The 24349-nt window shown below is 40.6% G+C and carries 17 protein-coding genes and 1 tRNA gene; 9 read left to right on the forward strand and 9 right to left on the reverse strand.

Annotated elements, in window-relative coordinates:
• The first annotated feature begins 30 nt into the window (after positions 1-30).
• Positions 31-107: transfer RNA gene (locus GLP24_RS14905), tRNA-Asp, on the forward strand.
• Between the two features lie 301 nt (positions 108-408).
• Here the strand turns inward: GLP24_RS14905 and GLP24_RS14910 are convergent.
• The 4 genes from GLP24_RS14910 to gadC all read right to left on the reverse strand — a co-directional run bounded on the left by GLP24_RS14910 (position 409) and on the right by gadC (position 5087).
• Positions 409-1023 carry a trimeric intracellular cation channel family protein gene (locus GLP24_RS14910; protein WP_152654149.1) on the reverse strand — a complete coding sequence of 205 codons (615 nt, stop codon included), beginning with the start codon at positions 1021-1023 and terminating at the stop codon, positions 409-411.
• Positions 1024-1188: 165 nt separating this feature from the next.
• Positions 1189-2589 carry a glutamate decarboxylase gene (locus GLP24_RS14915; RefSeq protein WP_232600464.1) on the reverse strand — a complete coding sequence of 467 codons (1401 nt, stop codon included), beginning with the start codon at positions 2587-2589 and terminating at the stop codon, positions 1189-1191.
• A gap of 15 nt (positions 2590-2604) precedes the next feature.
• Entirely contained in the window at positions 2605-3549 is a 945-nt protein-coding gene (glsA, locus tag GLP24_RS14920; RefSeq protein WP_152654151.1) for a glutaminase A, read from the reverse strand.
• A 17-nt stretch (positions 3550-3566) separates the two neighbouring features.
• Complete coding sequence (gadC, locus tag GLP24_RS14925) at positions 3567-5087, reverse strand: putative glutamine/gamma-aminobutyrate antiporter GadC (protein ID WP_232576234.1); 1521 nt, start codon at positions 5085-5087, stop codon at positions 3567-3569.
• A gap of 323 nt (positions 5088-5410) precedes the next feature.
• Between gadC and GLP24_RS14930 the strand changes: the two genes are divergently transcribed.
• A complete protein-coding gene (locus GLP24_RS14930; RefSeq protein ID WP_227990483.1) occupies positions 5411-5734 on the forward strand; it encodes a hypothetical protein in 324 nt (107 codons plus the stop codon).
• 83 nt (positions 5735-5817) lie between these two features.
• On the opposite strand, the gene dapD is transcribed toward GLP24_RS14930, so the two are convergent.
• Both dapD and GLP24_RS14940 read right to left on the reverse strand, forming a co-directional pair.
• Entirely contained in the window at positions 5818-6849 is a 1032-nt protein-coding gene (gene dapD, locus GLP24_RS14935) for a 2,3,4,5-tetrahydropyridine-2,6-dicarboxylate N-succinyltransferase (protein ID WP_232603167.1), read from the reverse strand.
• A gap of 336 nt (positions 6850-7185) precedes the next feature.
• Positions 7186-7482 (reverse strand): YebG family protein, encoded by a 297-nt coding sequence (locus tag GLP24_RS14940; RefSeq protein WP_101769605.1) that lies wholly within the window; start codon positions 7480-7482, stop codon positions 7186-7188.
• Positions 7483-7564: 82 nt separating this feature from the next.
• Between GLP24_RS14940 and GLP24_RS14945 the strand changes: the two genes are divergently transcribed.
• The gene (locus GLP24_RS14945; RefSeq protein ID WP_232616197.1) at positions 7565-8251 is read left to right on the forward strand and encodes a DNA-3-methyladenine glycosylase I; all 687 of its coding nucleotides are present in this window, start codon (positions 7565-7567) and stop codon (positions 8249-8251) included.
• Here the strand turns inward: GLP24_RS14945 and GLP24_RS14950 are convergent.
• Positions 8248-9135 (reverse strand): LysR substrate-binding domain-containing protein, encoded by an 888-nt coding sequence (locus tag GLP24_RS14950; protein WP_232616198.1) that lies wholly within the window; start codon positions 9133-9135, stop codon positions 8248-8250. The two genes, GLP24_RS14945 and GLP24_RS14950, sit on opposite strands and share 4 nt — an antisense overlap.
• Before the next feature lie 164 nt (positions 9136-9299).
• Here GLP24_RS14950 and GLP24_RS14955 point away from each other — a divergent pair, with 164 nt between their 5' ends.
• The 4 genes from GLP24_RS14955 (at position 9300) to recD (ending at position 19924) form a co-directional block, all read left to right on the forward strand.
• Positions 9300-10292, forward strand: coding sequence for a TDT family transporter (locus GLP24_RS14955; protein WP_232616199.1), 993 nt, complete (start codon positions 9300-9302; stop codon positions 10290-10292).
• Positions 10293-10506: 214 nt separating this feature from the next.
• Positions 10507-13959, forward strand: a complete 3453-nt coding sequence (gene recC, locus GLP24_RS14960) for an exodeoxyribonuclease V subunit gamma (protein WP_232616200.1) — start codon at positions 10507-10509, stop codon at positions 13957-13959.
• 285 nt (positions 13960-14244) lie between these two features.
• On the forward strand, positions 14245-17865 hold the full coding sequence (gene recB / locus GLP24_RS14965) for an exodeoxyribonuclease V subunit beta (RefSeq protein ID WP_232616201.1): 3621 nt from the start codon (positions 14245-14247) through the stop codon (positions 17863-17865).
• Positions 17858-19924 carry an exodeoxyribonuclease V subunit alpha gene (recD, locus tag GLP24_RS14970; protein WP_232616202.1) on the forward strand — a complete coding sequence of 689 codons (2067 nt, stop codon included), beginning with the start codon at positions 17858-17860 and terminating at the stop codon, positions 19922-19924. The genes recB and recD overlap by 8 nt, the downstream gene beginning before the upstream one ends.
• Positions 19925-19998: 74 nt before the next feature.
• Here recD and argA read toward each other — a convergent pair whose 3' ends face one another.
• The gene (gene argA, locus GLP24_RS14975; RefSeq protein WP_232577748.1) at positions 19999-21336 is read right to left on the reverse strand and encodes an amino-acid N-acetyltransferase; all 1338 of its coding nucleotides are present in this window, start codon (positions 21334-21336) and stop codon (positions 19999-20001) included.
• Between the two features lie 395 nt (positions 21337-21731).
• Here argA and mltA point away from each other — a divergent pair, with 395 nt between their 5' ends.
• Together mltA and tcdA are read left to right on the forward strand one after the other, a co-directional pair.
• Positions 21732-22865: a murein transglycosylase A gene (gene mltA / locus GLP24_RS14980; protein WP_101769611.1), complete on the forward strand. Its 1134-nt coding sequence runs from the start codon at positions 21732-21734 to the stop codon at positions 22863-22865.
• Between the two features lie 117 nt (positions 22866-22982).
• Positions 22983-23792 carry a tRNA cyclic N6-threonylcarbamoyladenosine(37) synthase TcdA gene (gene tcdA, locus GLP24_RS14985; RefSeq protein ID WP_045037489.1) on the forward strand — a complete coding sequence of 270 codons (810 nt, stop codon included), beginning with the start codon at positions 22983-22985 and terminating at the stop codon, positions 23790-23792.
• A gap of 101 nt (positions 23793-23893) precedes the next feature.
• On the opposite strand, the gene csdE is transcribed toward tcdA, so the two are convergent.
• The gene (gene csdE, locus GLP24_RS14990) at positions 23894-24331 is read right to left on the reverse strand and encodes a cysteine desulfurase sulfur acceptor subunit CsdE (RefSeq protein WP_232600471.1); all 438 of its coding nucleotides are present in this window, start codon (positions 24329-24331) and stop codon (positions 23894-23896) included.
• Positions 24332-24349 lie beyond the last annotated feature (18 nt).

A 24349-nucleotide genomic window follows, 5' to 3' on the forward strand; every position in this document is an offset into this window, starting at 1 on the left:
AAAGTTGCATTTATGCTGAATAGACACTGCGGAGTGGTAGTTCAGTTGGTTAGAATACCGGCCTGTCACGCCGGGGGTCGCGGGTTCGAATCCCGTCCACTCCGCCATTATTGAAGAAACCTGAATCGAAAGATTCAGGTTTTTTTTCGTCTGTAGAAAATGGTAACGATCGTGTAGGTTATTATCCGTCATCTCGGAAGGGAGGTACGAGCTATCCGCGATCTACTTATCACGTGTTTGAGCATTAAAGACACCAATAAAAAATCGGTTAAAACAGCAGTAAAAATAATCATTCTACAAGGTTCTGATCTCGCTCGTAACCTCACTCTATAAAATGATGGCAGAGGCGGTAAATTAAGCTCTGTGGACTATTTAGCAGGTGTTTATTATCAGCGTATTTTAAAATTTTTACTTTAAAAGTAACCAGTTAGGGAAGGTAATTTTTTTAATCACGATATACATTCTTAAAATAATAATAAAGCTAATACTGGTTAGAGTGGCAATGTTTGGATTGATTGAAAATTTGGTTTGAAGAATATAAAGGTAGCAACCAATAATGACCGGGCTGGCATAAAATTCAGTGTTATTGAACATCGTTGGTCGAGCAAGAATGACATCTCGCAGTACACCCCCAAAAATAGCGGTGATCATTCCCATAGTAACTGCAACATAGCCTGCATAATGTTCAGCAACCATATTTTTAGTCACTAGAACGGAAAACATCGCAATACCGATAGCATCGAGGACAACGATTAAACGTTCGGCTTTTAGTTGTCGTAAATGTGGGGCAAGGAAAAAGCCAAAAAAAGAAGCAAGAAGTGCAGTCCAAAAATAAGAGGGATCTCTGATCCAAAAGACTTGATCCGTTGAGAGAATAATATCTCGCACTGTTCCGCCGCCTAATGCTGTGATCCACCCTAACACCATGACACTAACGATATCTTTGCCTATATTAGCTTCACTGATGACGGCACTTAATGCAAAGGCAACGATACAGATAATTTCAATGGTGTGAATTAGCATAAATAAGCCTATAACATATTAATATTAAGGGATAAATTTTATATTTATACTAACATGTCGTGGTATTTGTACGAGAGCGTAAAAATGGTCATAGTGTTTTCAAAAATAAAAAAAGGCCGGAAATCCGACCTTTATTATAATTTTCATGTGACAATATTAGAAATATTATCGGCCGCTATGATCAAATGTTTTTACGTCTTCAGCTATACATTGAGAAGCTGCATGTGAAGTAAGAAATTCAATCGAACGTGTAAAGTCAGCAATTAATAGATTAGCAAGATCAATGGTTAGACCTTGTTTAACTAAAATACGTTGAACGATAATTTCCTTAGCATTTGCAGGCAATGTATATGCAGGCACTAACCAACCACGGGTACGTAAACGATCAGCAAGATCGTAAAGTGAGAAGGATACATTCGCATTGGCTTTTAAACGCCATGAAATTGCAGGGATCCCTTTTTCACGATTACCATCAAAGATAAATTCAAACATATTAAATTTATTAAGCTCTTTGACTAAATATTCGCACACATCGTAACTTGCATTATGAATACGTTGGTAACCTTCAAAGCCTAAACGAAGGAAGTTATAGTATTGAGATATAATTTGACCTGCAGGGCGAGAGAAGTTTAGTGCGAAGGTCGGCATGTCACCACCAAGGTAGTTAACATGGAAAATCAAACCTTCAGGTAAATCTTCTTTGCTACGCCATACGACCCAGCCCACACCTAGTGGTGCTAAACCAAATTTATGACCTGAAGTACTGATTGACTTCACACGTTCTAGACGGAAGTCCCAACGCTCAATATCAGGCGCACAGAATGGTGCCAGCATAGCGCCGCTTGCACCATCAACGTGAATGTCGATAGAGTTACCAGTATCATGTTCATAAGTATCAAGAGCATCTGATAATGGTTTTACTGTTTCGTATAAGCCTGTGAAAGTTTGACCAAATGTTGGAACAACCATAATAGTGTTAGCATCAACTAACTCTAACATATCTTCTGGGGTCATAAAGTAATGACCGTCGTCCATTTTGGTTTCACGCATTTCTACGTCCCAGTAGCGGGCAAATTTTTCCCAACATACTTGAACTGGGCCACAAACCATATTGGGTTTATCGGTTGGTTGACCAAGCGCACGACGCTCTTCACGCCAACGCCATAATGCAGCCAAACCACCTAACATACAGGCTTCACTTGAACCTGTTGTTGAAGTACCAACGGTTGTTACTGACTCAGGTGAATTCCATAAATCCGCTAACATATGGACACAACGTCCTTCAATTTCAGCAGATTGAGGGTATTCATCTTTATCGATCATGTTCTTATCAATGGAAAGATCCATTAATTTATGAACTTCATCTTCTTCCCATGTTTGGCAAAAAGTGGCTAGGTTTTGACGAGAATTACCGTCAAGGTAAAGTTCGTCACGGATCATTTGATAGATTACGTTTGGTGCTTGTTCTTGCTGTGGTAGCTTGGTAGTTGCCGCAACGTGATTAATCGCTTCTGAACCAAAGATTGGATCGTTTTCTGATTGACGGTTTACTTCATGAAGAGCCATAATTTTCTTCCTACCTTAATGTTGCGTACTGCTAAATAGGTTCCAAGCCATTGCTTGAGTAACATGCTTGATCATTTGTTGACCACGGATACTATTACCAAATGGGTCTAGTCGTGGTGAAAATGCTGCGAGTGCGCCAATGTTGGGTATTACTGTTAATAAACCGCCACCAACACCACTTTTACCTGGTAGACCAACATCATAGGCCCAATCGCCAGAGGTATCGTAAAGGCCTTCCATCGCCATTTCTGCAAGAATATGGGGAATGTTTTGGGTTTGAATTAACTGCTTACCTGAACATGGATTTTTACCACCATTAGCAAGTGTTGCGCCCACTGTTGCTAGTTCTACCGTATTAAATAGGGTAGAACATTGGCGAGTATAAACATCACAAGCTTCAAGAGGCTCTGAGTACATACGACCTGATGACTCTAATAACAATGCAATGGCACGGTTATGAGTATTGGTGGTTTGTTCTGACTGATTCACTTCATCAGAAAGCGTAATCGCACTGTTTGCTAGCAGAGATTGGAAATTTAAAATCTGCTGCCAACGTTGTTCTTTATCTGTTGCTTTAACTAAACTCACTGTTGCCATTGCACCGGCATTGACGAGTGGCGTTAAGGGCTTACCTTGATGTAGTTCAAGCGCAAGCACTGAATTAAATGGCATACCTGTAGGTTCAGCACCGATTTTACTGTGTAGCGCATCAGCACCTGATTGTTCAAGTACTAATCCGAGTGTCATAATTTTTGAAATTGACTCAATCGCAAATTTATAATCAGTATCTTGTAATTGGATAATTTCACCAGTAACAGAAACAAAGGCTAGGCCAGTCAGTTCTGATGGCACTGAGGCTAGAAACGGAATATATGAGGCATTTTCACCGTCCATATTTGTTTTAGCTTCATCTAGCGCTTGCTGCATAACAACAGCAAGCTTTTCATTTAGTTGTGACATTAACGCATCCTTAACTCTTATTGGTTTAATGTATGAGTTACTTTGTCTGATGGGTTGATAATACCAGGGTGAACTTTTTCAATTTCCCAAGTAAAGGGCGCAAAGTCAGTGACCGCTGGATCTTTCCAGTGAGGTTGACGGGCTTTGTAAATGAATAATGGTACAGATACGAAAATGATGGTTAATACGACTAAGAAGCCAATGTATTCTTCAGGACTACCCACCGAAATTTGACTTGGTGGAATGAAAGAGAAGATAAATGCTAATAGTGACCCAGAGAAACCGACACCTGCGATGATCCACATACCCATATCACCACCAGGAATTTTGTATGGACGAGGACGATTAGGTTGGGTGTAACGTAAGTGAATGGCTGCAGCGAACATTAATAAATACATGATGAGGTAAAGTACAACCGTTAATTGGCTCAAGATTTGGTAAGCTGCTTGAACGGAAGGTAATACCACAAACACGGTTGAAATCATGGTTACTAAGAAGGCTTGCGCCATCATGATATGTGTTGCCATACCATTTTTGTTGGTGTATTGCCAAAAACGAGGTAGATAACCACCTTTAGCGACCACAAGTAATGCAGATGAAGGACCTGCAACCCAACCAACAACCCCAGCCAGTACACCAAGTGCTAAACATGCTGCCATAATCGGTGCTGCCCAACTGATACCAGCCCAAGCAAACATATCATCGTAAGCAACTAACAAGCTTTGAGTTAAGTTGATATCTTTTTGAGGAATAATAAAAGCGATAGCTAATGTACCAAGTACAAATACACATACAGTACCAATGGCGGCAATAGCAATTGCTAGTGGGTAGTTACGTGGCGCGTCATCAACTTCTTTAACGTGAATAGCGTTCATTTCCATACCGGCATAGAACAAGAAAATACTTGCGGCTAAAACAACGTTATTAAAGTTAGAGAAGTCAGGAATAACATCATGCCAAGATAGTTGAACTTGTGGTGCGTGACCTGAGAAGAATAGATAAGAAAAGCCTAATATAATTAATACAATACCAGGGATAACCGTACCTACTAAACCACCCCATTTTGCAACTTTTGAAAATGTGGCCGTACCACGAAGGGCTATAATAGTTGCTAGCCAATAAATACCTAGCACAATGCCAAGGACAAAGAATTTATTTTGTGATAATGCCTGATCCCATGATTGATCTGGGCCAACAAAAGCAAGTGATACAGAACCAAAAGTCAGTGCGGTTGGAAACCACACGGTAACTTCAATCCATAACATAAAAATAGCAACTAATGCTAAACGTGGGCCAAATGCTTCACCCACCCAGCGAAATACCCCGCCTTTTTCAGACCAACCCGTTGCCAGTTCAGCGGCAACTAATGAAACTGGAACCAAAAAGACTACGGCGGCAAAAATATAATAAAAAATGGAACTTAAACCGTATTCAGCTTCTGCTGGAAGACCTCGCAAACTCACAACTGCAACGATATTTAACATTGCTAATGCGAATATGCTGATCCCCCCTTTTTTTGCTTTATTTGTACTAGTCATCATTAACCAACTTAATCATTAAATAGATTTCAATTTTTATTGTTAGATTTATGGATGAAAAACAGAACATTTTGTGCTGTTTTTATACATTCATTATATAAAAATAACACTGGCATATATGTATTCACACGTATAAAAAGTGTTGTTAAGGTTGCATATATATCGCTTGAGTATTTTTTATATTATGTTGTTTATTTGTGTATTTAATCGAAAATATTAAATGCTATTTGTTAAAATTGAAGCATTCCTTATTTTTGATAATATTATTACGATAAAAATTATGTAAAAATGAAATTCAATAGATTGATTTTAGGGAATAACCAGTGAAATTTTTTTTCCAGCGTAATGAAATGGATTCAGAGATTAGAATTGAATTAAAAACAGCATCGTTTTATTTATTAGTTGCGATGATTGTAGGTTGGATGGCGATCAGTTTTATTTTGCAGTCAAATGAGGCTGGCTCAGTATTTTTACCGATTTTAATTGGCTTTATGATGTTACGTTTCTTTGCTTTAGTTAAAGTACAAAAAGAAGTGTTAGTGGCAATGCGAGACAAGCGCTTAACCACTCAGGGGAGTAAATTTTCATTTACCAATCCCTTTATTTATATTATCAAGAAAAAGTTACAACCTGAGCCTGAAGCATAATTAAAAACGGCCGCGATGCTATTTGCTATATCAATATATAGCAGCATTGCGGCCGTTTGCGATCATTGAGTAGCAGACACTAATTAGTTATTGCTGTGCAGCTCGCTGTTTAATTCAATTGCTGTTTTATTGGTTAAACATTCAATTTGGCCTGTCATTGAGTTACGACGGAACAATAAGTCAGCTTTACCCGCAAGATCACGTGCTTTAGCGACTTCAACTGGCTTCCCTGAGGCATCCAGCATTTGTACTTTTGAGCCCGCAGTGACATATAAACCTGATTCGATAGTACAACGATCACCCAGTGGGAAACCAAGACCGGCGTTTGCACCTAAAAGGCTATTTTCACCAATTGATACTACGACTTTACCACCGCCTGATAGTGTACCCATAATTGAAGCACCACCACCGATATCAGAACCGTTACCGACCATAACGCCTGCTGAAATACGACCTTCAACCATGCTGACACCCGTTGTACCAGCATTGAAGTTAATGAAGCCTTCATGCATAACAGTGGTACCTTCACCAACATGTGCGCCTAAACGAACGCGTGAAGTATCTGCAATACGAACGCCTGTTGGTACGATATAGTCTACCATTTTAGGGAATTTATCGACGCAATCAACGGTGATAGTTTCGCCGTTAAGACGTGCATCCATTTGGCGATCAGCAAGTTCTGGTAAGTCGATAGGGCCTTGGTTTGTCCACGCAATGTTGTGCAGTAAACCAAAAATACCGTCAAGTACTAGACCGTGTGGTTTTACTAAACGGTGAGAGATAAGTTGTAGTTTTAAGAAACCTTCAGCAACCGATACGGGTGAGATATCAGTTTTCAGCATAACCATAACTAGCGGCTGTGAAGACAATGTTGCTTTTGCTGCAAATTGTGCGCTTATTTCATCGTTAGCATCTTCAAATGCAGATGCAATTGCAGCACATTGTTCTGGTGTAACATCGATAGCTTGGTTACCACCGTGGTAATCAACAATTGCAGCAATGTCTTTTACTAGTTGCTCTGATGGATGTAGCGTTGGGGTTGGAAAAAACGCTTCAATAATTTTTCCATCACAGTTTTTAGTTGCAGTACCTAGGGCAAGTGAAAAGCTAGACATGATTACCTGTTCTCCATTTCAAATAAAATAATACGATGCGGTAATTAAAATAATGTAATCACCAATAACCAATGTCAGTGATTGCCTATTGAGTTAATCGATGATTTTCCGCTAATTTATCTATCATAAAGACAGTTACAAAAATAAAGAAGAGCTGAACTGATAATCAGAGCAAAATGATAGTTTATTGACGAAAAATGGACAGAATATAATTCATTTTGGCACTTATATTTGTTCATAATGGCATTGAGAGCGGAACATTTGAGGGGAATATATAATAGATAAAAAAAAACCTCCATCAGGAGGCTTTCGACGACAAACTGAATAATCTAAAAATTATGCGGCGTCTTGCTGCTGCTCATCGGCAACAACTTCAGGTTTTACTGTTTTTGGTGCTGGTTTGGCTTTTTTTGCGCCTAAAGCAACCAAGACTTCTTCACGATTTTGCGCCAAGAACATTGATAGTTCTTCTTGCTTAGTTTCATCTTCGAATAAGTCACTTTCACTTAATAAAGCAAACATCTCATCTGCCATATCAAGCATTTTGTCATATGCGTCGGCTTCGGATTTAGAGGTAAAAGTCATCTTTTCTTCCCCGTTGCGCTCTACCACATATTTGACGATAACTGCCATGGTCACCCTCTCCTGAAAATTATTTACTGGACGCTTATACAGTAGTATGGTGAATGAGTCTAGTGCTAAGCGTGTGAATGTGATGACTCAAGAAAAATTTAACCAAATATATCATCGTGCTACAGAAAGAAAAGGCGGTGAATTAAATTTAGAACAACGACTAACAATTCCGTTGAATAATGAGCAATTAACACTAATTCCAGATCATCGTTGGTTAGCTGAATTTACTCAAAAAGTGTTTCAATGTGGTATTCGATGGCAAGTAGTACGTAACAAATGGCCTGCATTTGAGGCGGCGTTTTTTGAGTTTGATATTGAAAAAATGGGCCTAATGCCAACTGAAATGTGGGAGCGAAAAGCGCAAGATGCAACCATTATTCGAGATTTAAAAAAGGTAATGACGATCCCTGAGAATGCCAATATGATCCATCGCGCGGCATTGGAATATGGATCATTCTCGGCAATGGTAGCCGATTGGCCAGAGCAGAATATCATTGGTTTGTGGTTGTATTTAAAAAAACAAGGATGTCGCTTAGGCGGTAAAACGGGCGCTTATAGTTTGCGCGGGCTTGGTAAAGATACCTTTTTGCTGACACCCGATATTGAGGCTTATTTACGCCATACTAATATTATTGATGGCGGCCGTGATACGTTAAAATCGTTACACGCAGCGCAGAATGCATTCAATGATTGGCAGCAACAATCAGGCCGATCATTAACTCAGATCAGCCAAATTATTGCATTTAGTGTGGGTGATAATCGGGTTTAATCAAACTGCCATTGTTGGCAAAAGGTCAAAAATAGTTTTAATAGTGGGCTTTGATATTTTTCTTGGTGATATAACAGCCAATATTGACGGTTCATATCAAGGGGTATCGTTAATATGGCAACGCGCTGTTCTTCAACGGCATGGGTGATTGCACGTTGAGAAATACAGGTAATACCTAAGCCAGCACTAACACAATTAATGATCGCCTCGGTAGTATTTAACTCAAATGAGGTGGTCCACTTTTCTAATTGAGGTGAAATTCGATTAAGAAAAAACTCCCGCGTACCTGAACCTATTTCTCGTAGTACCCATTCTGAATTTTCGAGATCGGATAACTGTAAGTTTTTTATTTTAGTTAATGGGTGCTGTGGATGACAAGCGATCACCATTTGATCACTTAACCACGGTTGAACAACAAGGTCGGAATGTTGGATCTTTCCTTCAACTAAACCAATATCTAATTCAAATTCTGTTAATTTATGGCAGATCTGAGCCGTATTTGAGATAAATAATATTTGATCACGATGTTGAGTTTCAAGTCTAAAATCACGCAATAAAAAAGGGGTGACTTGGTTTCCAACGGTATCACTTGATCCTATCTTTAATTTACCTGTCAGTGGACCCGCTTGATCAAATAAATTTTCAATCGCATTTGAACGAGCTAAAAGTTCATCCGCAAGAGGTAACAATCGTTTACCTTGTTCATTGATTATTAAGCGATTATTGTTGCGATCAAACAGTTTGTGATCAAGTTGTTTTTCAAGTTCAGAGAGCGCCATGCTCACTGCGGGCTTTGATAAAAATAATTTTCCAGCGGCTGCGGTAATTGTTTTTTCTTGTGCCACGGTCACAAAAACGTTGAGTTGTTTTAACGCTATATTCATCATTACCTCATTAAAAGACGCAAGGCGAATCTGACCACCTTGTTGTTAAGATAATTTTAACACTGTTTTAAATATATTCAATTATTATAAACAAAGGTAAACATGTATACTGTAGTCAACAAAACAATAATTCGCTATTGCTATCCTCTAAGCGGAGAAAAAATATGATTGCAGCAACAAAACAAAAATTAGCCAGCGCGCCGACACCCATGGCGGGGTTAGCATTAGGTATTGGCAGTCTTTTATGGTGTTGGGAGAGTGGTGCTCAACTTCATGGTTACGGACAGATAACAGGCGCAGTTATTGCAGCATTGATGCTACTCATTTTAATCGCTAAATTTTTAGTGCATCCAAAGTTGTTATGGAATGATTTATCACATCACGTTGTTGGCAGTGTAGTACCGACATTTGCAATGGCATTAATGGTGGTATCTAAAGCGATTAGTGTTTACGGCTCAATCACTGTTGGTGTGTATGTTTGGCTATTTGCGGTTGGATTGCATGTGGTTTTCTTAGCATTATTCTTATTTCATCGTGGCCGTGATTTTCATTTACATCACATGGTGCCAAGTTGGTTTGTACCGCCAATTGGTATTATTGTTGCAGACGTTTCATTTCCAGGTATTGCTGGGTTACATCCATTAGCTTATGCATTGCAAATGTTCGGTATGATGGCTTATGCCGTGATGTTACCGATGATGATTTATCGATTTATGTTCCGTGATGAAGTGCCTGATGGTGCTAAACCAACCATTGCGATTATGGCAGCGCCTGCAAGTCTGTCTTTGGCGGGTTATCTAACCATTACCGCTACACCGTCGCCAGTGATAGTCGCTTTACTTGGTGGTATTGCCGTATTAATGACAGCGGTTATCTATTTAGCTTTTTTCCGTTTATTACGCTTAGATTTTAGTCCCGGTTATGCCGCATTTACTTTTCCAATGGCAATTGGTGCGACCGCTTTATTTAAAACAGTCGCTTGGATGCAGAGCTATGGCTTTGATGCGCATTATGTCGCTCAAGTTCATGGTTTAGCGACAATTGAATTATATGTAGCGAGTATCATTATTGGTTATGTATCCATTCGATATTTAGCTTTTTATCGTCCTGTGAGTCGATTATTTCAACGCAGTGAAATCTGTCCACACAACATTTGATAGCAATGGTGCAGTAATTTCACGAATGTGTTGTTGTACCTATAAATGTTGAGTGTGTTGCCCAGTCAATTTGGCTGGGCTTTTTTATGGACGTTTATGTTACTTCTTGGCATAAATTGTGATGCTTTGGGGTGTTTTTAAGCTGTATTTATTTACAGTATCTCAGTGATGGTAGACAATTTGATTATCTATTTTTCTGCTGTGGAATATCTGCGTGTTCACTGTCTATCATTCAAATCAGCTTGATCTGCTTAAATCATTATTAGTTGAGTTGATCCGCTTACAGCCATTAGCGAATCCGTTTGAAAAAGAGCAAATTCTGGTACAAAGCCCAGGTATGTCACAATGGCTAAAAATGGAATTGGCGACCTCATTTGGGGTCGCGGCCAATATAGAATTTCCATTACCTGCGACTTTTATTTGGAAAATGTTTACTCAAGTCTTGGCGGATGTGCCCGAGCGAAGTGCATTTAATAAAGAGGCGATGACATGGAAATTAATGCAGGTATTGCCACAACAGTTTGATCAACCTGAATTTGAACCATTACAACGTTATTTAGATAACGACAGTGATTCTCTCAAGTGTTACCAACTGTCTGAAAAAATAGCCGATATTTTTGACCAATATTTAGTGTATCGCCCTGAATGGATCCAGCAATGGGAAGCGGGCGAAACCGTTGCAGAGCTTAATGATGAGCATCCGTGGCAGCCGATCTTATGGCAAGCGCTTTACGATCAAACCTTAGCATTAGAACAATCACCGTATCATCGTGCTAATTTGTACGATCACTTTATTGAAACGCTGAACAATTATTCTGGTAATGAAGGGAAGGCAGCGTTACTGGCGGCGGGGTTACCACAACGATTGTTTGTGTTTGGTATTTCTTCATTACCCCCTCGCTATTTAGATGCGTTAGCCGCGATTGGTGAACATATTGATGTCCATTTAATGTTTACTAACCCTTGTCAATATTACTGGGGTGATATTCGCGATAATAAACATTTAGCACGTTTAGCTGCTAGAAATCGCGTTAAATTACGATCAATTGAAGATAATATTGATGATGTTTTAAAAGAATTTAAAGATGACGATCAATCATCTTATGATGAAATGTCTGAAAGGGTTAGTGGTAATAGTTTACTTGCATCGATGGGTAAACTTGGCCGTGATAATGTTTATCTTTTGGCTGGAATGAACATCAATACTAATGACGATGGTTTTGTTGATATTGAACCTGATACATTATTACATGCTATTCAATATGACATTCTAGAGTTAATTGATCGTCAAGACGATACTCAACTCGATTCCAGTGAACACAAATTTCCGATTGCTGCTGATGATCATTCGGTCACCATTCATGCTTGTCATAGCCCAATGCGTGAAGTGGAAGTGCTGCATGATAAATTGCTAGCGATGTTTGAAGCGGATTCTAAGCTAAAACCGCGTGATGTGATTGTAATGGTGGCTGACATCAATGCTTACAGTGCTGCAATTCAATCAGTATTTGGTAATGCGCCGGGTAATCGTTATATTCCATTCTCTATTTCTGACCGTACAGCTGAGCAAGAAAACCCGATTTTATTGGCATTTTTGCGCTTACTCACCTTGCCTGAAAGTCGCTGTCATGCCTCTGAGTTATTGGAGTTGCTAGAAGTACCAGCGGTGATGGAAAAGTTTGGTTTTGATAGCATTAGCTTTGAAAAAATCAAACAATGGATTGAAGAAGCGGGTATTCGATGGGGACTTGATCAACATACCGCCAGTCAGTTTGATTTACCCGAACAACTGCAAAATACATGGTTGTTTGGTATTCACCGAATGCTGTTGGGTTATGCAATGCCGCATGATACTGGTTTATTTGTTGGGATCTCTGCTTATGATCAAGTACAAGGATTGGATGCTGAATTAGCAGGACAATTAGCAGGATTTATCGATAGCTTAATTGAATATCGCAGTGCTTTGGCACAATCACAAACCGTTAATCAATGGGCTGAGTTATTACATCAGTTACTGGATGATTTCTTTGTGGTTGAGTTGGAAGGCGAGTTAATTTTAAAATCGATTCGCGATAACTTGCAGCGTTTGCACCAACAATTACAAGATGCGGGTTATCAAGGGCAAATCACGCCAGCGGTATTGACACAATACTTGCAAGATAAGCTCTCTGGTGAGCGTGTTAGCCAGCGTTTCTTAGCCGGACAAGTCAACTTTTGTACCCTGATGCCGATGCGTTCTATTCCTTTTAATGTGGTGTGTTTATTGGGAATGAACGATGGTGCTTATCCGCGTAACATCGCCCCTGAAGGGTTTGATCTTATGAATGGTCGCACCAAAGCGGGGGATCGTTCCCGTCGAGATGATGACCGTTATTTATTTTTAGAAGCGTTGTTATCCGCTCAACAAACATTATATATCAGCTATGTTGGCCGTTCGATTCAAGATAACGCTCAAAAAGTGCCATCAGTGTTAGTCAGTGAGCTGGTGGAGTATTGCCAACAAGGCTATTGCTGCGCGGGCGATCAACCGTTAGCGGTAGATGTCTCTGCAAACAATATCAAACAACAGTTAATTCAACATCACCCGTTAGTACCGTTTAGCCCCAGTGCGTTTATTGGCGATCACGCCAGTTTTGCAATTGAATGGTTACCTGCTGCCAACCGTGATGGTCAGGCAAGTGCGCCATTTCAGCTTAATGCATTAATGGCTGAACCGATGGCGGATGATCACAGCATGGTTTTAGAACTGGCTGAATTACAGCGTTTTTGGCGTTTACCGGTGCGTTACTTTTTTAACCGTCGTCTTAAAGTGTATTTTGAAGCGCCAATGGGGCTATTAGAAGACGATGAGCCGTTTGTTCTTAACGGGTTGGAAAGCTATTTAATTCGCGATCAATTGCTGGAATTATTATTAGATGCCAAGCTGAAAAATGCGGATCCTGATGTGATTTATAACCAGTTTGCAGCAGAGCAGCGTGCCGCAGGTAATCTACCTGTCGCGGCATTTGGTGAGCTTGATTTAGCCGCTAGTCGTCAAGCAGTAGCGAATTTAACCGATGTGATTGAGCCATTAATTCATGCACCATTAGCGGATCAAGAAGTGGCGATCACCGTGATGATTAAGGGGCATAACGTCTCTTTACAAGGCTGGCTCAAGCAGCGTTATCAGTCTGGTCTTTTACGTTACCGTACTGGAAAAATTCGCCCTCAAGATTTTTTAACGGCTTGGCTTGATCATTTATGTTTGGCTATATCGGTGCCTGAAACCCAACAGGTTACCCATATTATTGGTACTGATAAGCAGTTTGAATTACAAACGATTGAACCACAGCAAGCACTGGCTTATTTACAGCAATTGATTGAACTGTATTACCAAGGTTTAAATCAACCTTTAGCGTATTTCCCTAAAACTGCGATGGCAGCCATACAAGCCCATATCGGCCGTGATGGTAGCTGGAAGAGTGATGGAGAAACTGAACAAAAAGCCCTGACAAAAATGGCAGAATGTTTTAACGACGGTTACTTGTTTGCTGGGGAAGGCGGTGATGATTACATTCAGCGCGTATGGCCGCAATGGAATGACGATGTGGCACAAGATGCGAATCAATTAGCGGCATTGGTGCTACAAGCGGTAGTGGTGAATAGTAAAGAAATTAAGCCAGAATAACGCGGTAGTGAAGTAGTGTGGCCGCCAGCAAATCATTGTTAGTTGTAGGGTGTTCGCTGTGCGGCCACAGGTCCAGAGGTGACCAAGTTTCTGGCGCTGATACTAACTAACCACTGTCGTATAAACCGTGAGTAAGTTCTCACATTATAGGAACACAATAGAATATTAGGTGCCAATATTTACTTATAAGTGTTGGGTCACATAATAACTAGCTCGATCACTGACATTAAAAATTATCGGGCTGGTGCTGTTGTTACATATAGCAACCATGGGATGAGTGACATAATGGCGACTGAAGTACTAACAACGGATGACGTACTAACGAATATTCTGCAACCAATGACGTTTCCATTGCATGGCACGCGTTTGATCGAAGCGTCAGCGGGTACAGGTAAGACATTTACCATCGCGAGTTTGTATTTACGGTTATTGCTAGCGCATGGTAATGAGGACACTCGTCATCAACAGCAGTTGACGGTTGATCAAATTTTAGTCGTAACCTTCACTGAAGCGGCGACGGCAGAATTACGTGCTCGTATTCGTGCCCGTATCCATGATGCGCGGTTAGCGTTTAGTCGTGGTATTAGTCACGATCCTGTTATTGAGCCGTTATTAAATGAATATCCAGATCATAAATTAGCCGCAACCCTTTTATTGCAAGCCGAACGGCAGATGGATGAAGCGGCGATTTATACTATCCATGGTTTCTGTCAACGGATGCTGACTCAAAATGCGTTTGAATCGGGTAGCCGTTTTAATAATGAATTTGTGACCGATGAAAGCCAGCTTAAAAATATTGTGGTGGCGGATTATTGGCGTAGTAGTTTTTATCATTTACCGCCAGCGCTAGCCCATGAAGTGCGTGAAATTTGGTCATCACCCACGGCATTATTGAAAGAAATTGGCAATAGTTTAACTGGTGCGCCAGTACGATTGTCAGTGGCTGCGATGACCGAATCGTTAGAACAATTACACCAGCAAAATATTGTGCGGATTGATGAAGTAAAAGCGTTGTGGCGTCAGCATCAAGCAGATCTTGAAGCCTTAATTGCCAATTCTGGGATCAATAAACGCAGTTATACCAAAAAAAGTTTACCCAATTGGATTGAACAAGTCAGCGCATGGGCAGCGCAATCCACCGTTGGTTATGAACTGCCTGATAATTTGATTCGCTTCCATCAGCAGACATTAATTGAAAAAACCGCCAAAGGTGATGCGCCTGAACATGCGGTTTTTAATGCCATTGCTGAATTATTAGATCATCCTGCTAATTTACGTGAGCCATTATTAGCCCATGCGATTGAGCATTGTCGTCAATTATTGGCTGACGCTAAAGCGCGTAAAGGATGGTTATCGTTTGATGACTTGCTGACGCAGTTAGGCGCTGCGATTGATAATGATGTTGATGATCTACTCGCGAGTAAAATTCGTGCTCAATATCCAGTGGCGATGATTGATGAATTCCAAGATACCGATCCACTGCAATACGGTATTTTTAGTGATGTTTATCGTCATCACCCTGAATGCGGCCTGTTTATGATCGGTGATCCTAAGCAGGCTATTTATGCGTTCCGTGGCGCTGATATTTTTACGTATATTCAAGCGCGTCGCCAAGTCGCCGATCACTATACATTAGCCACTAACTGGCGTTCGACAGCTAATATGATTGCAGCTGTTAATGGTGTATTTCAACAGCCTGATAGTCCGTTTATTTATGATCAAGATATTGAATTTTTAGCGGTTGATCATAGCCCTAACGCCGCTCAACGTAGCTGGTGGTTAGAGGGTGAAGCACAACACGCATTGACGTTTTGGTTACAAGATAGCCTAGATGGTAAGCCGATAACCAAAGGTAATTATCAAGCGACAATGGCCGCTTCCACTGCGGCACAAATTCAACATATTCTGACTCAATCGCAGCAACAACAAGCGTATTTCTTAGATAAAGAACAACAGCATAGTATTGAAGCGGGAGATATAGCGGTGTTGGTGCGTACGGGTACTGAGGGGCGATTAGTCCGTGAAGCATTATCCAAACAAGGCATTGCCAGTGTTTATTTATCTAACCGTGACAGTGTGTTTTCAACCCCAGAAGCGGCCGATATTCAACGTTTATTACAAGCAGTATTAACCCCTGAAGATGATCGTATATTACGCGCGGCGTTAGCATCAGGGCTGTTTGCGCGCACTGCAATTGAACTTGATCAACTCAATAATGATGAGAATGAGTGGGAAATTGCAGTTAATAGCTTTAAGCAATATCGCCAACAGTGGCAAAAACGTGGTGTGATGCCAATGTTGCGCAGTGTGATGGCAAAAAATCAAATTGCAGAGCGATTATTAGCCGAAGATGGCGGTGAGCGTAAGTTGACTGATTTGCTGCATATTGGTGAATTACTGCAACAGGCGAGTCAAACATTAGACAGTGATTATGCACTGTTGCGCTGGTTAGCTGAACATGTTGCTGAGCCAAACGGCAATGCCGATGATCAAGTGATGCGGTTAGAATCAGAACGTAATTTGGTGCAGATCGTTACTATCCATAAATCAAAAGGCTTGGAATATAATTTAGTCTTTATGCCGTTTGTGTGCAGTTACCGTGAGGTCGATAGTAAAGGTGAAGTTAAATATCACGATGAAGTGGATAACATCACGGTACTTGATATTGCTAAACAAGCGCCCGCAATCGAAAAAGCCGATCTAGAACGATTAGCCGAAGATCTACGCTTAATTTATGTGGCGCTAACACGTGCTGTTTATGGTTGTTATGTTGGTATGGCTCCGATTCGTAATGGCCGTAGCACCAAAGAGCCAACTGGCTTACATCGCTCAGCAATGGGACATTTAGTACAGAATGGTGAGGCGGGCGGTGTCGCTGCACTTGAATTAGCCTTAGCTAAATTGTGTGAGGCGCAAGGGGCAATCACTGTGACTGAACCGCCGCAATTAAGTGATGTGTCATGGCAACCACCGGTGGAAGTAACTGAAGCCTTGGTTAAACGGCCGTTCTCTGCCTCATTAGAGCGTAATTGGTGGATGACCAGTTATTCTAATTTGGTTAAGCAAGGTCATCAAACGGCTCATGATAGCAGTCTAGATTTACCCGGGTTTGATATTGATTCGGTGCGAAATGTGACAGAAGACATCGACGATAATGAGTTGGAATTAGAGCCACAATACTCGATTTATACTTTTCCTCGTGGTGCGCGTCCCGGTACCTTTTTGCATACCGTGTTTGAAGAAATTGATTTTACCGCAGCGGTTGATTGCCCTGAAACGGTCGCGAAATTAACGGAATTACTGCAATTAGAAAATTATGAATTAGCGTGGTTACCTGTGTTGCAGCAGCTAATTCAAGATGTATTAACTTGTGCGCTTGATGGTGATGCATTGCGGTTGGCGGATAAAACAGCGTCGCAACGATTAACGGAAATGGAATTTTTATTGCCGATTGAGATCCTACAAGCAGTGGCACTCAACAAGGTGATTGCAAAACATGATCCGTTGTCAGCTAAAGCGGGTGAATTAGGCTTTGCAACCGTGAGTGGAATGCTAAAAGGTTTTATCGATTTAGTGTTTGAGCATCAAGGTAAATATTACGTTTTAGACTGGAAATCAAATTATTTAGGTGATGATCCACAAGTGTATCGAGGTGAGCAATTGAAAACCGCGATGCGTGAACACCGTTATGATTTGCAATATCAAATCTATGCTCTGGCATTACAACGTTTTCTGCGTAGTCGTATACCTAATTACAGCTATGAGACCCATTTTGGTGGGGTGTATTACTTGTTTTTACGCGGTATTCAGGCGGGGAGTGACAGTGGTATTTTTTATGCGCGCCCAAGTGAACAATTACTTGATGAATTGGATTTACTCATGAAAGGAGTGCTATCACATGCTTAAGCGTTTACAAACACTGACTAAACAAGGTGGCTTACGTCAGCTTGATTATCAGTTTGCTAAATTTGTGGCGCTACACAGTCCGCAATCGCAACAGGATTTGGCAGCACTAATGGCTGCATTAGTGAGTTATGAATTAGGCAAAGGCCATGTTTGTATTCAATTAGATCAATTGCGAGTGCAGCACTTATTTGGTTTATCAAGCCGATTATCGGTAGCGTTAGTTGATGGCTCACCTGAATTAACCCAATGGGCACCATTATTATCACAATTTGATGTGGTAGCTAATGTTCAATCACAAGGCTTACAAGCAAGTCCTTTGGTGTTTGATCATGGTCGTTTATACCTTAATCGTTATTGGCAATTTGAACAAACGGTTGCAAAGCGGATTGTGGATATGGCGACTAATTACGGTCAAGTCACCCAGTGGCAAGACCAACAATTGAGTTTGATGCATCAAGCGTTGAATGATTTGTTTCAGCCAAGCTATGGGCATTTATACCATGCGTTGCAAGGTGCGACTGACGCTAAACAACGCCAGCAAATAACCTGTGATTATTTGAATATTGTCACACCACAGCAGCTTGATTGGATGGCGATTGATAACGTATTACAACAAGCGCAGCAAATAACGGATTTACAACCATTAGATAGTTTGGTGCCAACGACGAATTGCTTAAATTGGCAAAAAGTAGCCGCAGCAATGGCACTAACACGTCAGTTTGCAGTGATCTCGGGCGGGCCGGGTACAGGTAAAACCACCACTGTAGCTAAATTATTGGCGGCGTTGGTGATGCAAGCTAATGGTGAACATAAACCGAATATTATGCTGGTGGCACCGACAGGTAAGGCGGCGGCGCGTTTAACGGAATCTATTGGTACTGCTATCAAATCATTAGCTGTACCGCAGGCGATTAAAGATTTAATTCCGACGCAATCAAGTACATTACACCGTTTATTAGGTTCGATTCCAAATCGGGTTGAGTTTAGGCATCATAAAGATAATCCGTTGCACCTAGATGTGCTGGTGGTTGATGAAGCCTCAATGGTCGATTTGCCGATGATGGCGCGATTATTAGACGCAATGCCACAAGGGGCTAAATTGATTTTATTGGGTGACAGAGATCAATTAGCCTCCGTTGAAGCGGGGGCGGTGTTAGGTGATATCTGTTCCTTTGCAACTCAAGGTTACAGCGCTAAGCAAGGGCAGTTATTAAGTCAGTTGACTGGGTTTGATTTACATTCAAATAATATCGGTTTAAGTGTGGTGACTGACTGTTTATGCATGCTACAAAAGAGTTACCGTTTCCATGCATTATCGGGTATTGGACAATTAGCTAAAGCGATTAATCTAGGTAAACCTGCACAGGTAAATAAGGTCTTTCAGCAAGGGTTTAAAGATATTCATCATTCCCCTTTAGGTGCTGAAACTTATGTCTCGATGATTAATCAAGTGGTGACGTTTTATCTTGATTATTTAGATGCGATAAAAATCGATAAAACGCCGGCTGAAGTATTAAAAGCCTTTGCGAATGTCAGATTATTATGTGCCTTACGTGAAGGGGATTTTGGGGTTGTTGGCTTAAATCAACGGATTGAAAAAGAATTGACTCATCGTGGTCGCATTTCACCCAATGATGAAACCTGGTATGTCGGACGTCCGATTATGATCACGCGTAATGATCACGCATTAGGGTTATTTAACGGTGATATTGGTATGACGATGTTAGAACCTGAGGGTGATTCTGATGGTGGTCGGCGTCGATTACGGGTGTATTTTGAAATGCCAGATGGCACTGTTCGCGGTATTTTACCGAGTCGTATTCCTGAGCATGAAGTAGTGTATGCCATGACGATCCATAAATCACAAGGTTCGGAATTTGCGGATACAGTCATGGTATTACCTGCGGAATACACACCAATATTAACCCGTGAATTAATTTATACTGGTATCACGCGTGCTAAGTCGCGGCTGTACTTGTATGCACCGATGGACATTATTACCAAGAGTGTTCAAGTACGAACTGAACGTGCCAGCGGGTTAGCACAACTATTAGTGTAATGTTATTGGTTATCTTTGAGTGAACAATGCCAGCATCAGTGCTGGCATTGTGTTATTTAGGTATCGTTTTTGGTTTAACGGATTAGCATTATGAGTATTTTAGATCGACGTTGATAATTATAGAGATCTTTTTTTATCATCGGCAATTGCTCGATATCACATTCATAAAATCCCTGTTCACGAAACCAATGTACACTACGGGTTGTAAGAACAAATATTTTATCAAGACCAGTATCGCGAGCTTGTTGGCATAGTTTATTGAGTAACAATACTCCGCGATCACCATCTCTAAAATCCGGATGAATAGCAACACATGCCATCTCTGCCATTTTTTCATCTGGATAGGGATACAGCGCAGCACAACCAATAATAAGGTTATCAAGTTCAATTACACTGAAAAGGGTAATTTCACGTTCTAATTGTTCTCGTGAACGACGAACTAAAATACCTTCTGCTTCTAACGGTTGAATCAAATCTAAAATCCCACCAATATCATTAATATCAGCACGACGTATTTTCTCTGCGTTTGACATTACAATCTGAGTGCCAATACCATCGAGTGAAAATAGTTCCTGAATCACTGCGCCATCTTGTTTATAGCTTAATAAATGACTGCGAGGCACGCCAGCATGGCAAGCGGTAATCGCGCCACGAAGAAAACGGCCAGTACCACTTTGTTGTTCGTCATTATCGATAAGTTGTTGCAATACTTGTTCTGCATCATGGGGTAATAACTCTGAGATAATGTCATTGTTGTTATCAATGACCCCTTGTTCGGAACAGAAGCCAATTAATTTATCTGCTTGTAATCGAATCGCGACTTGTGTGGCAATTTCTTCTGAGGTGAGATTAAAACATTCACCAGTGACAGAGCTGGCAATAGGGCCGAGTAATACGATTGAGCCTTGTTTTAATTGGTTGGCTATGGCGGTGCTATTAATTCGACGAATTTTACCGCTATGACAAAAATCAATCCCGTCATCGATGCCTAATGGTTGGGCAATAATAAAGTTACCACTAATGACATTAATTTGTGACCCAGCCATTGGGGTATTATTAAGTCCCATTGAAAAGCGAGCTGTGATATCAAGTTGGAGTTGTCCTGCGGCTTGTTTAGCGATTTCGAGGCTATGTGTATCGGTAATTCTGATCCCTTTGTGATAAGGGCTATCATAATGTTGCTGTTCTAAGAGGGTGGTTATTTGTGGTCGAGCGCCATACACCATCACAATATGAATACCCAAACTGTGTAGTAATGCTATATCACTCACAATGTTGGCAAAGTTGGGATCAGCAATGGCTTCACCTCCAACCATGATCACCATGGTTTTACCGACATGAGCATTTAAATACGGGGCTGACTGACGAAATCCTTTAACTAAAGGGGTCTTACGTGTATTCACAAGCGATATCCATATCTATGTTTAATTTATAACCAATAAATTAAATCAATTATGTGGTTTCCGCAGCATTTAAATGTGATTTGGACGAAATTAGTAATAATCATTATCGGTGCGTAAATATTCATTTTAGCCATCGAAGGTATTTATGCTTAACGGTTTGTCGTGTGAGTTGTTGGATGGAGGTTTAACACGAATAGTATATTTAATTCATTCAATGGAACTTTTGTTACTGCCTATTAGTCTTAGATCTTTTAATGGTGTTATATCATTTATTCAAGATTTTTTTAAATAATTACTTATTTTCAGATGGCGTTTGTTAGTATTGGCATCCGTTTGCTGCTTTTATAAAAGTAGGCGAGCTATCTCTTTTTCATTTTTATAAAACTTTTATAGGTTTATCTATCGTGTTACGTAAAGCAACAGTTGCAATTATTCTTTTTAGCTTGGTGGGATGTTCATCTCCAGAAAGTACGACAACGGAAAAATCGAGCTTAGCGGCAGTTGGTAATCCGTTAGCACACCAATATTTAGGTCAGCATTTTGATCATGTGTTAAATAAAGTTTCACAAATTGAATCAAATAAACCCCATGATTACAGTACCTTTGCCCCACAAGCAAAAATGGTTACCTCTCGTTCGTCATCAATGGCGCGTAAATTTGAACCTTTGTATAACCAAGTAGAAAATTGGGCTAAGCACAGTGGTAATCCAAGCACGTTAGCTAAATACGGCATCCAAGCGGCACAAATGGGAGGTGCTAATGGCGAAGGCAATGTGATGTTTACTGGTTATTATTCTCCAGTTATTGAATTGCGCCATAAACCAATGGGTGCCTATCGTTACCCAATTTATGCAATGCCAACCTGCAAAGGTCGTTGTCCTTCACGCGAGCAAATCTATGATGGTGCGTTGGCGGGTAAAGGATTAGTGTTGGGTTACAGTAAATCGATGCTTGATGTATTTATGATGGAAGTACAAGGCAGTGGTTTTGTTCATTTTAAAGATAATAACCAACTGCAATATTTTGGTTATGCGGGTAAAAATGGTCATCGTTATGTCAGTATTGGTCGCGTATTGATTGATCGTGGTGAAGTGTCTAAAGCGAAGATGTCACTGCAAGCGATTCAAAACTGGGTGGCTAATCACAGTGAAAGTGAAGTACGTGAATTATTAGAGCAAAATCCATCATATGTGTTCTTCTCGCCACGTAAAACATTAGATGTGAAAGGCAGTGCGGGTATTCCATTATTAGCGAATGCAGCAGTAGCTGCGGATCGTAAATACATTCCAATGGGATCAGTGTTATTAGCGGAAGTACCACAATTAGATGCTAAAGGTAACTGGACCGGTAAGCATGTACTACGATTATTACTGGCATTAGATACTGGTGGTGCGGTGAAGCGTAACCATCTTGATTTATACCATGGTAAAGGTAAACAAGCGGGTACTGATGCTGGTCACTATAAGCATTTTGGCCGTGTATGGCGTTTAGGCCTTAAAGGCACAGCAACCCAAGACCCATGGTTAATGCCACGATAATAGTTATGGTCGCGGAGATCACGGTTGTGATCTTTTTGGTCTGACTGGACAATTGTTTTGAGAGTGCGTATAAAAACGCACTCTTTATTTATCCATCTCAAGCAGTGTAGAACCAGTATGCGTGAATTAGATACCCCAGCATCCGATAGTTATAATCAACGTTTTGGCGGCACTCGTCGTTTATATGGCAACAGTGAAGTTGAAATTCTTCGCGCTGCACATGTATGTGTGATTGGTATTGGCGGTGTTGGCTCATGGGCAGCAGAAGCGTTAGCACGATCTGGCGTGGGTGAATTAACCTTAATTGATATGGATGATGTTTGTGTAACTAATATCAACCGTCAAATTCATGCAATGACAGGCACTATTGGTCAAAGTAAAATTGAAGTAATGGCTGCGCGTATTCAATTGATTAACCCTGACTGTAAAGTTAATTTAATTGATGATTTTATTAGTCCTGAAAATCAAGCGCAGTATTTATCAAAAGAATTTGATTATGTATTAGATGCGATTGATAGCCTTAAAGCAAAAGCATCACTATTGGCGTATTGTAAAAGTAATAAAATAAAAGTAATCACGATCGGTGGCGCTGGTGGACAAACGGATCCAACTCAAATTCAAGTGACAGATTTAACCAAAACGATCCAAGATCCATTGGCTAGAAAATTGCGTGAAACATTGCGTCATCATCATAATTTTACTAAAAATGCTAAGCGTAAATTTGGGATTGATTGTGTTTATTCCACCGAGCATTTGAAATACCCCCAAGCTGATGGTTCTGTGTGTGCGGTAAAAGCGACGGCGGAAGGACCTAAACGAATGGATTGTGCCAGTGGCTTTGGTGCTGCAACCGTTGTGACGGCAAGCTTTGGTTTTGTCGCTGTGGCTCATATTATTAAGAAGCTGATTGAAAAGCATCGTCAATAAAGATGTCGCCTAAACAGTAATGAAGAGTAAAAAGCGGATCACCATTGGGATCCGCTTTTTTGTATCTAGCCGATAGGAATAGGCGTTAATTCGATGAATTATTAGTGCGCAAGTTGTTTTATTTGTTCAACAATCGCTTTTAAACCGTTGCCACGCGAAGGGCTAAGATGGGCCATTAAGCCTAAACTATCAAAGTAGGCATCGATATCAAAAGCGTTAATTTCAGCCGCTGTTTTACCATTATAAGCGGCTAGCACTAAGGTAATTAAACCACGCACGATTCGCGCATCTGAATCAGCGATAAAGTAATAGTGATCATTAACAACTTGATGATGTAACCACACTTGTGATTCACAGCCGCTGATTTTAAGTTGATCTTGCTTATAGCTATCATCCAGTTGTGGTAGTTTTTTACCGAGTTGAATAACGTTACGATAGCGATCTTCCCACCCCGTTGCGATTTGCATTTGGGCAATGATATCAGTGGTCGTGATCTCAGAGCCAAAAGGGTGCTGAGGGAGTGTTATAGTGGTGGTCATGTTGTTTTCCTTGGCTGT

It is taken from the genome of Photobacterium carnosum (genome assembly GCF_021236965.1).
GTDB classification, from domain to species: Bacteria; Pseudomonadota; Gammaproteobacteria; order Enterobacterales; family Vibrionaceae; genus Photobacterium; species Photobacterium carnosum.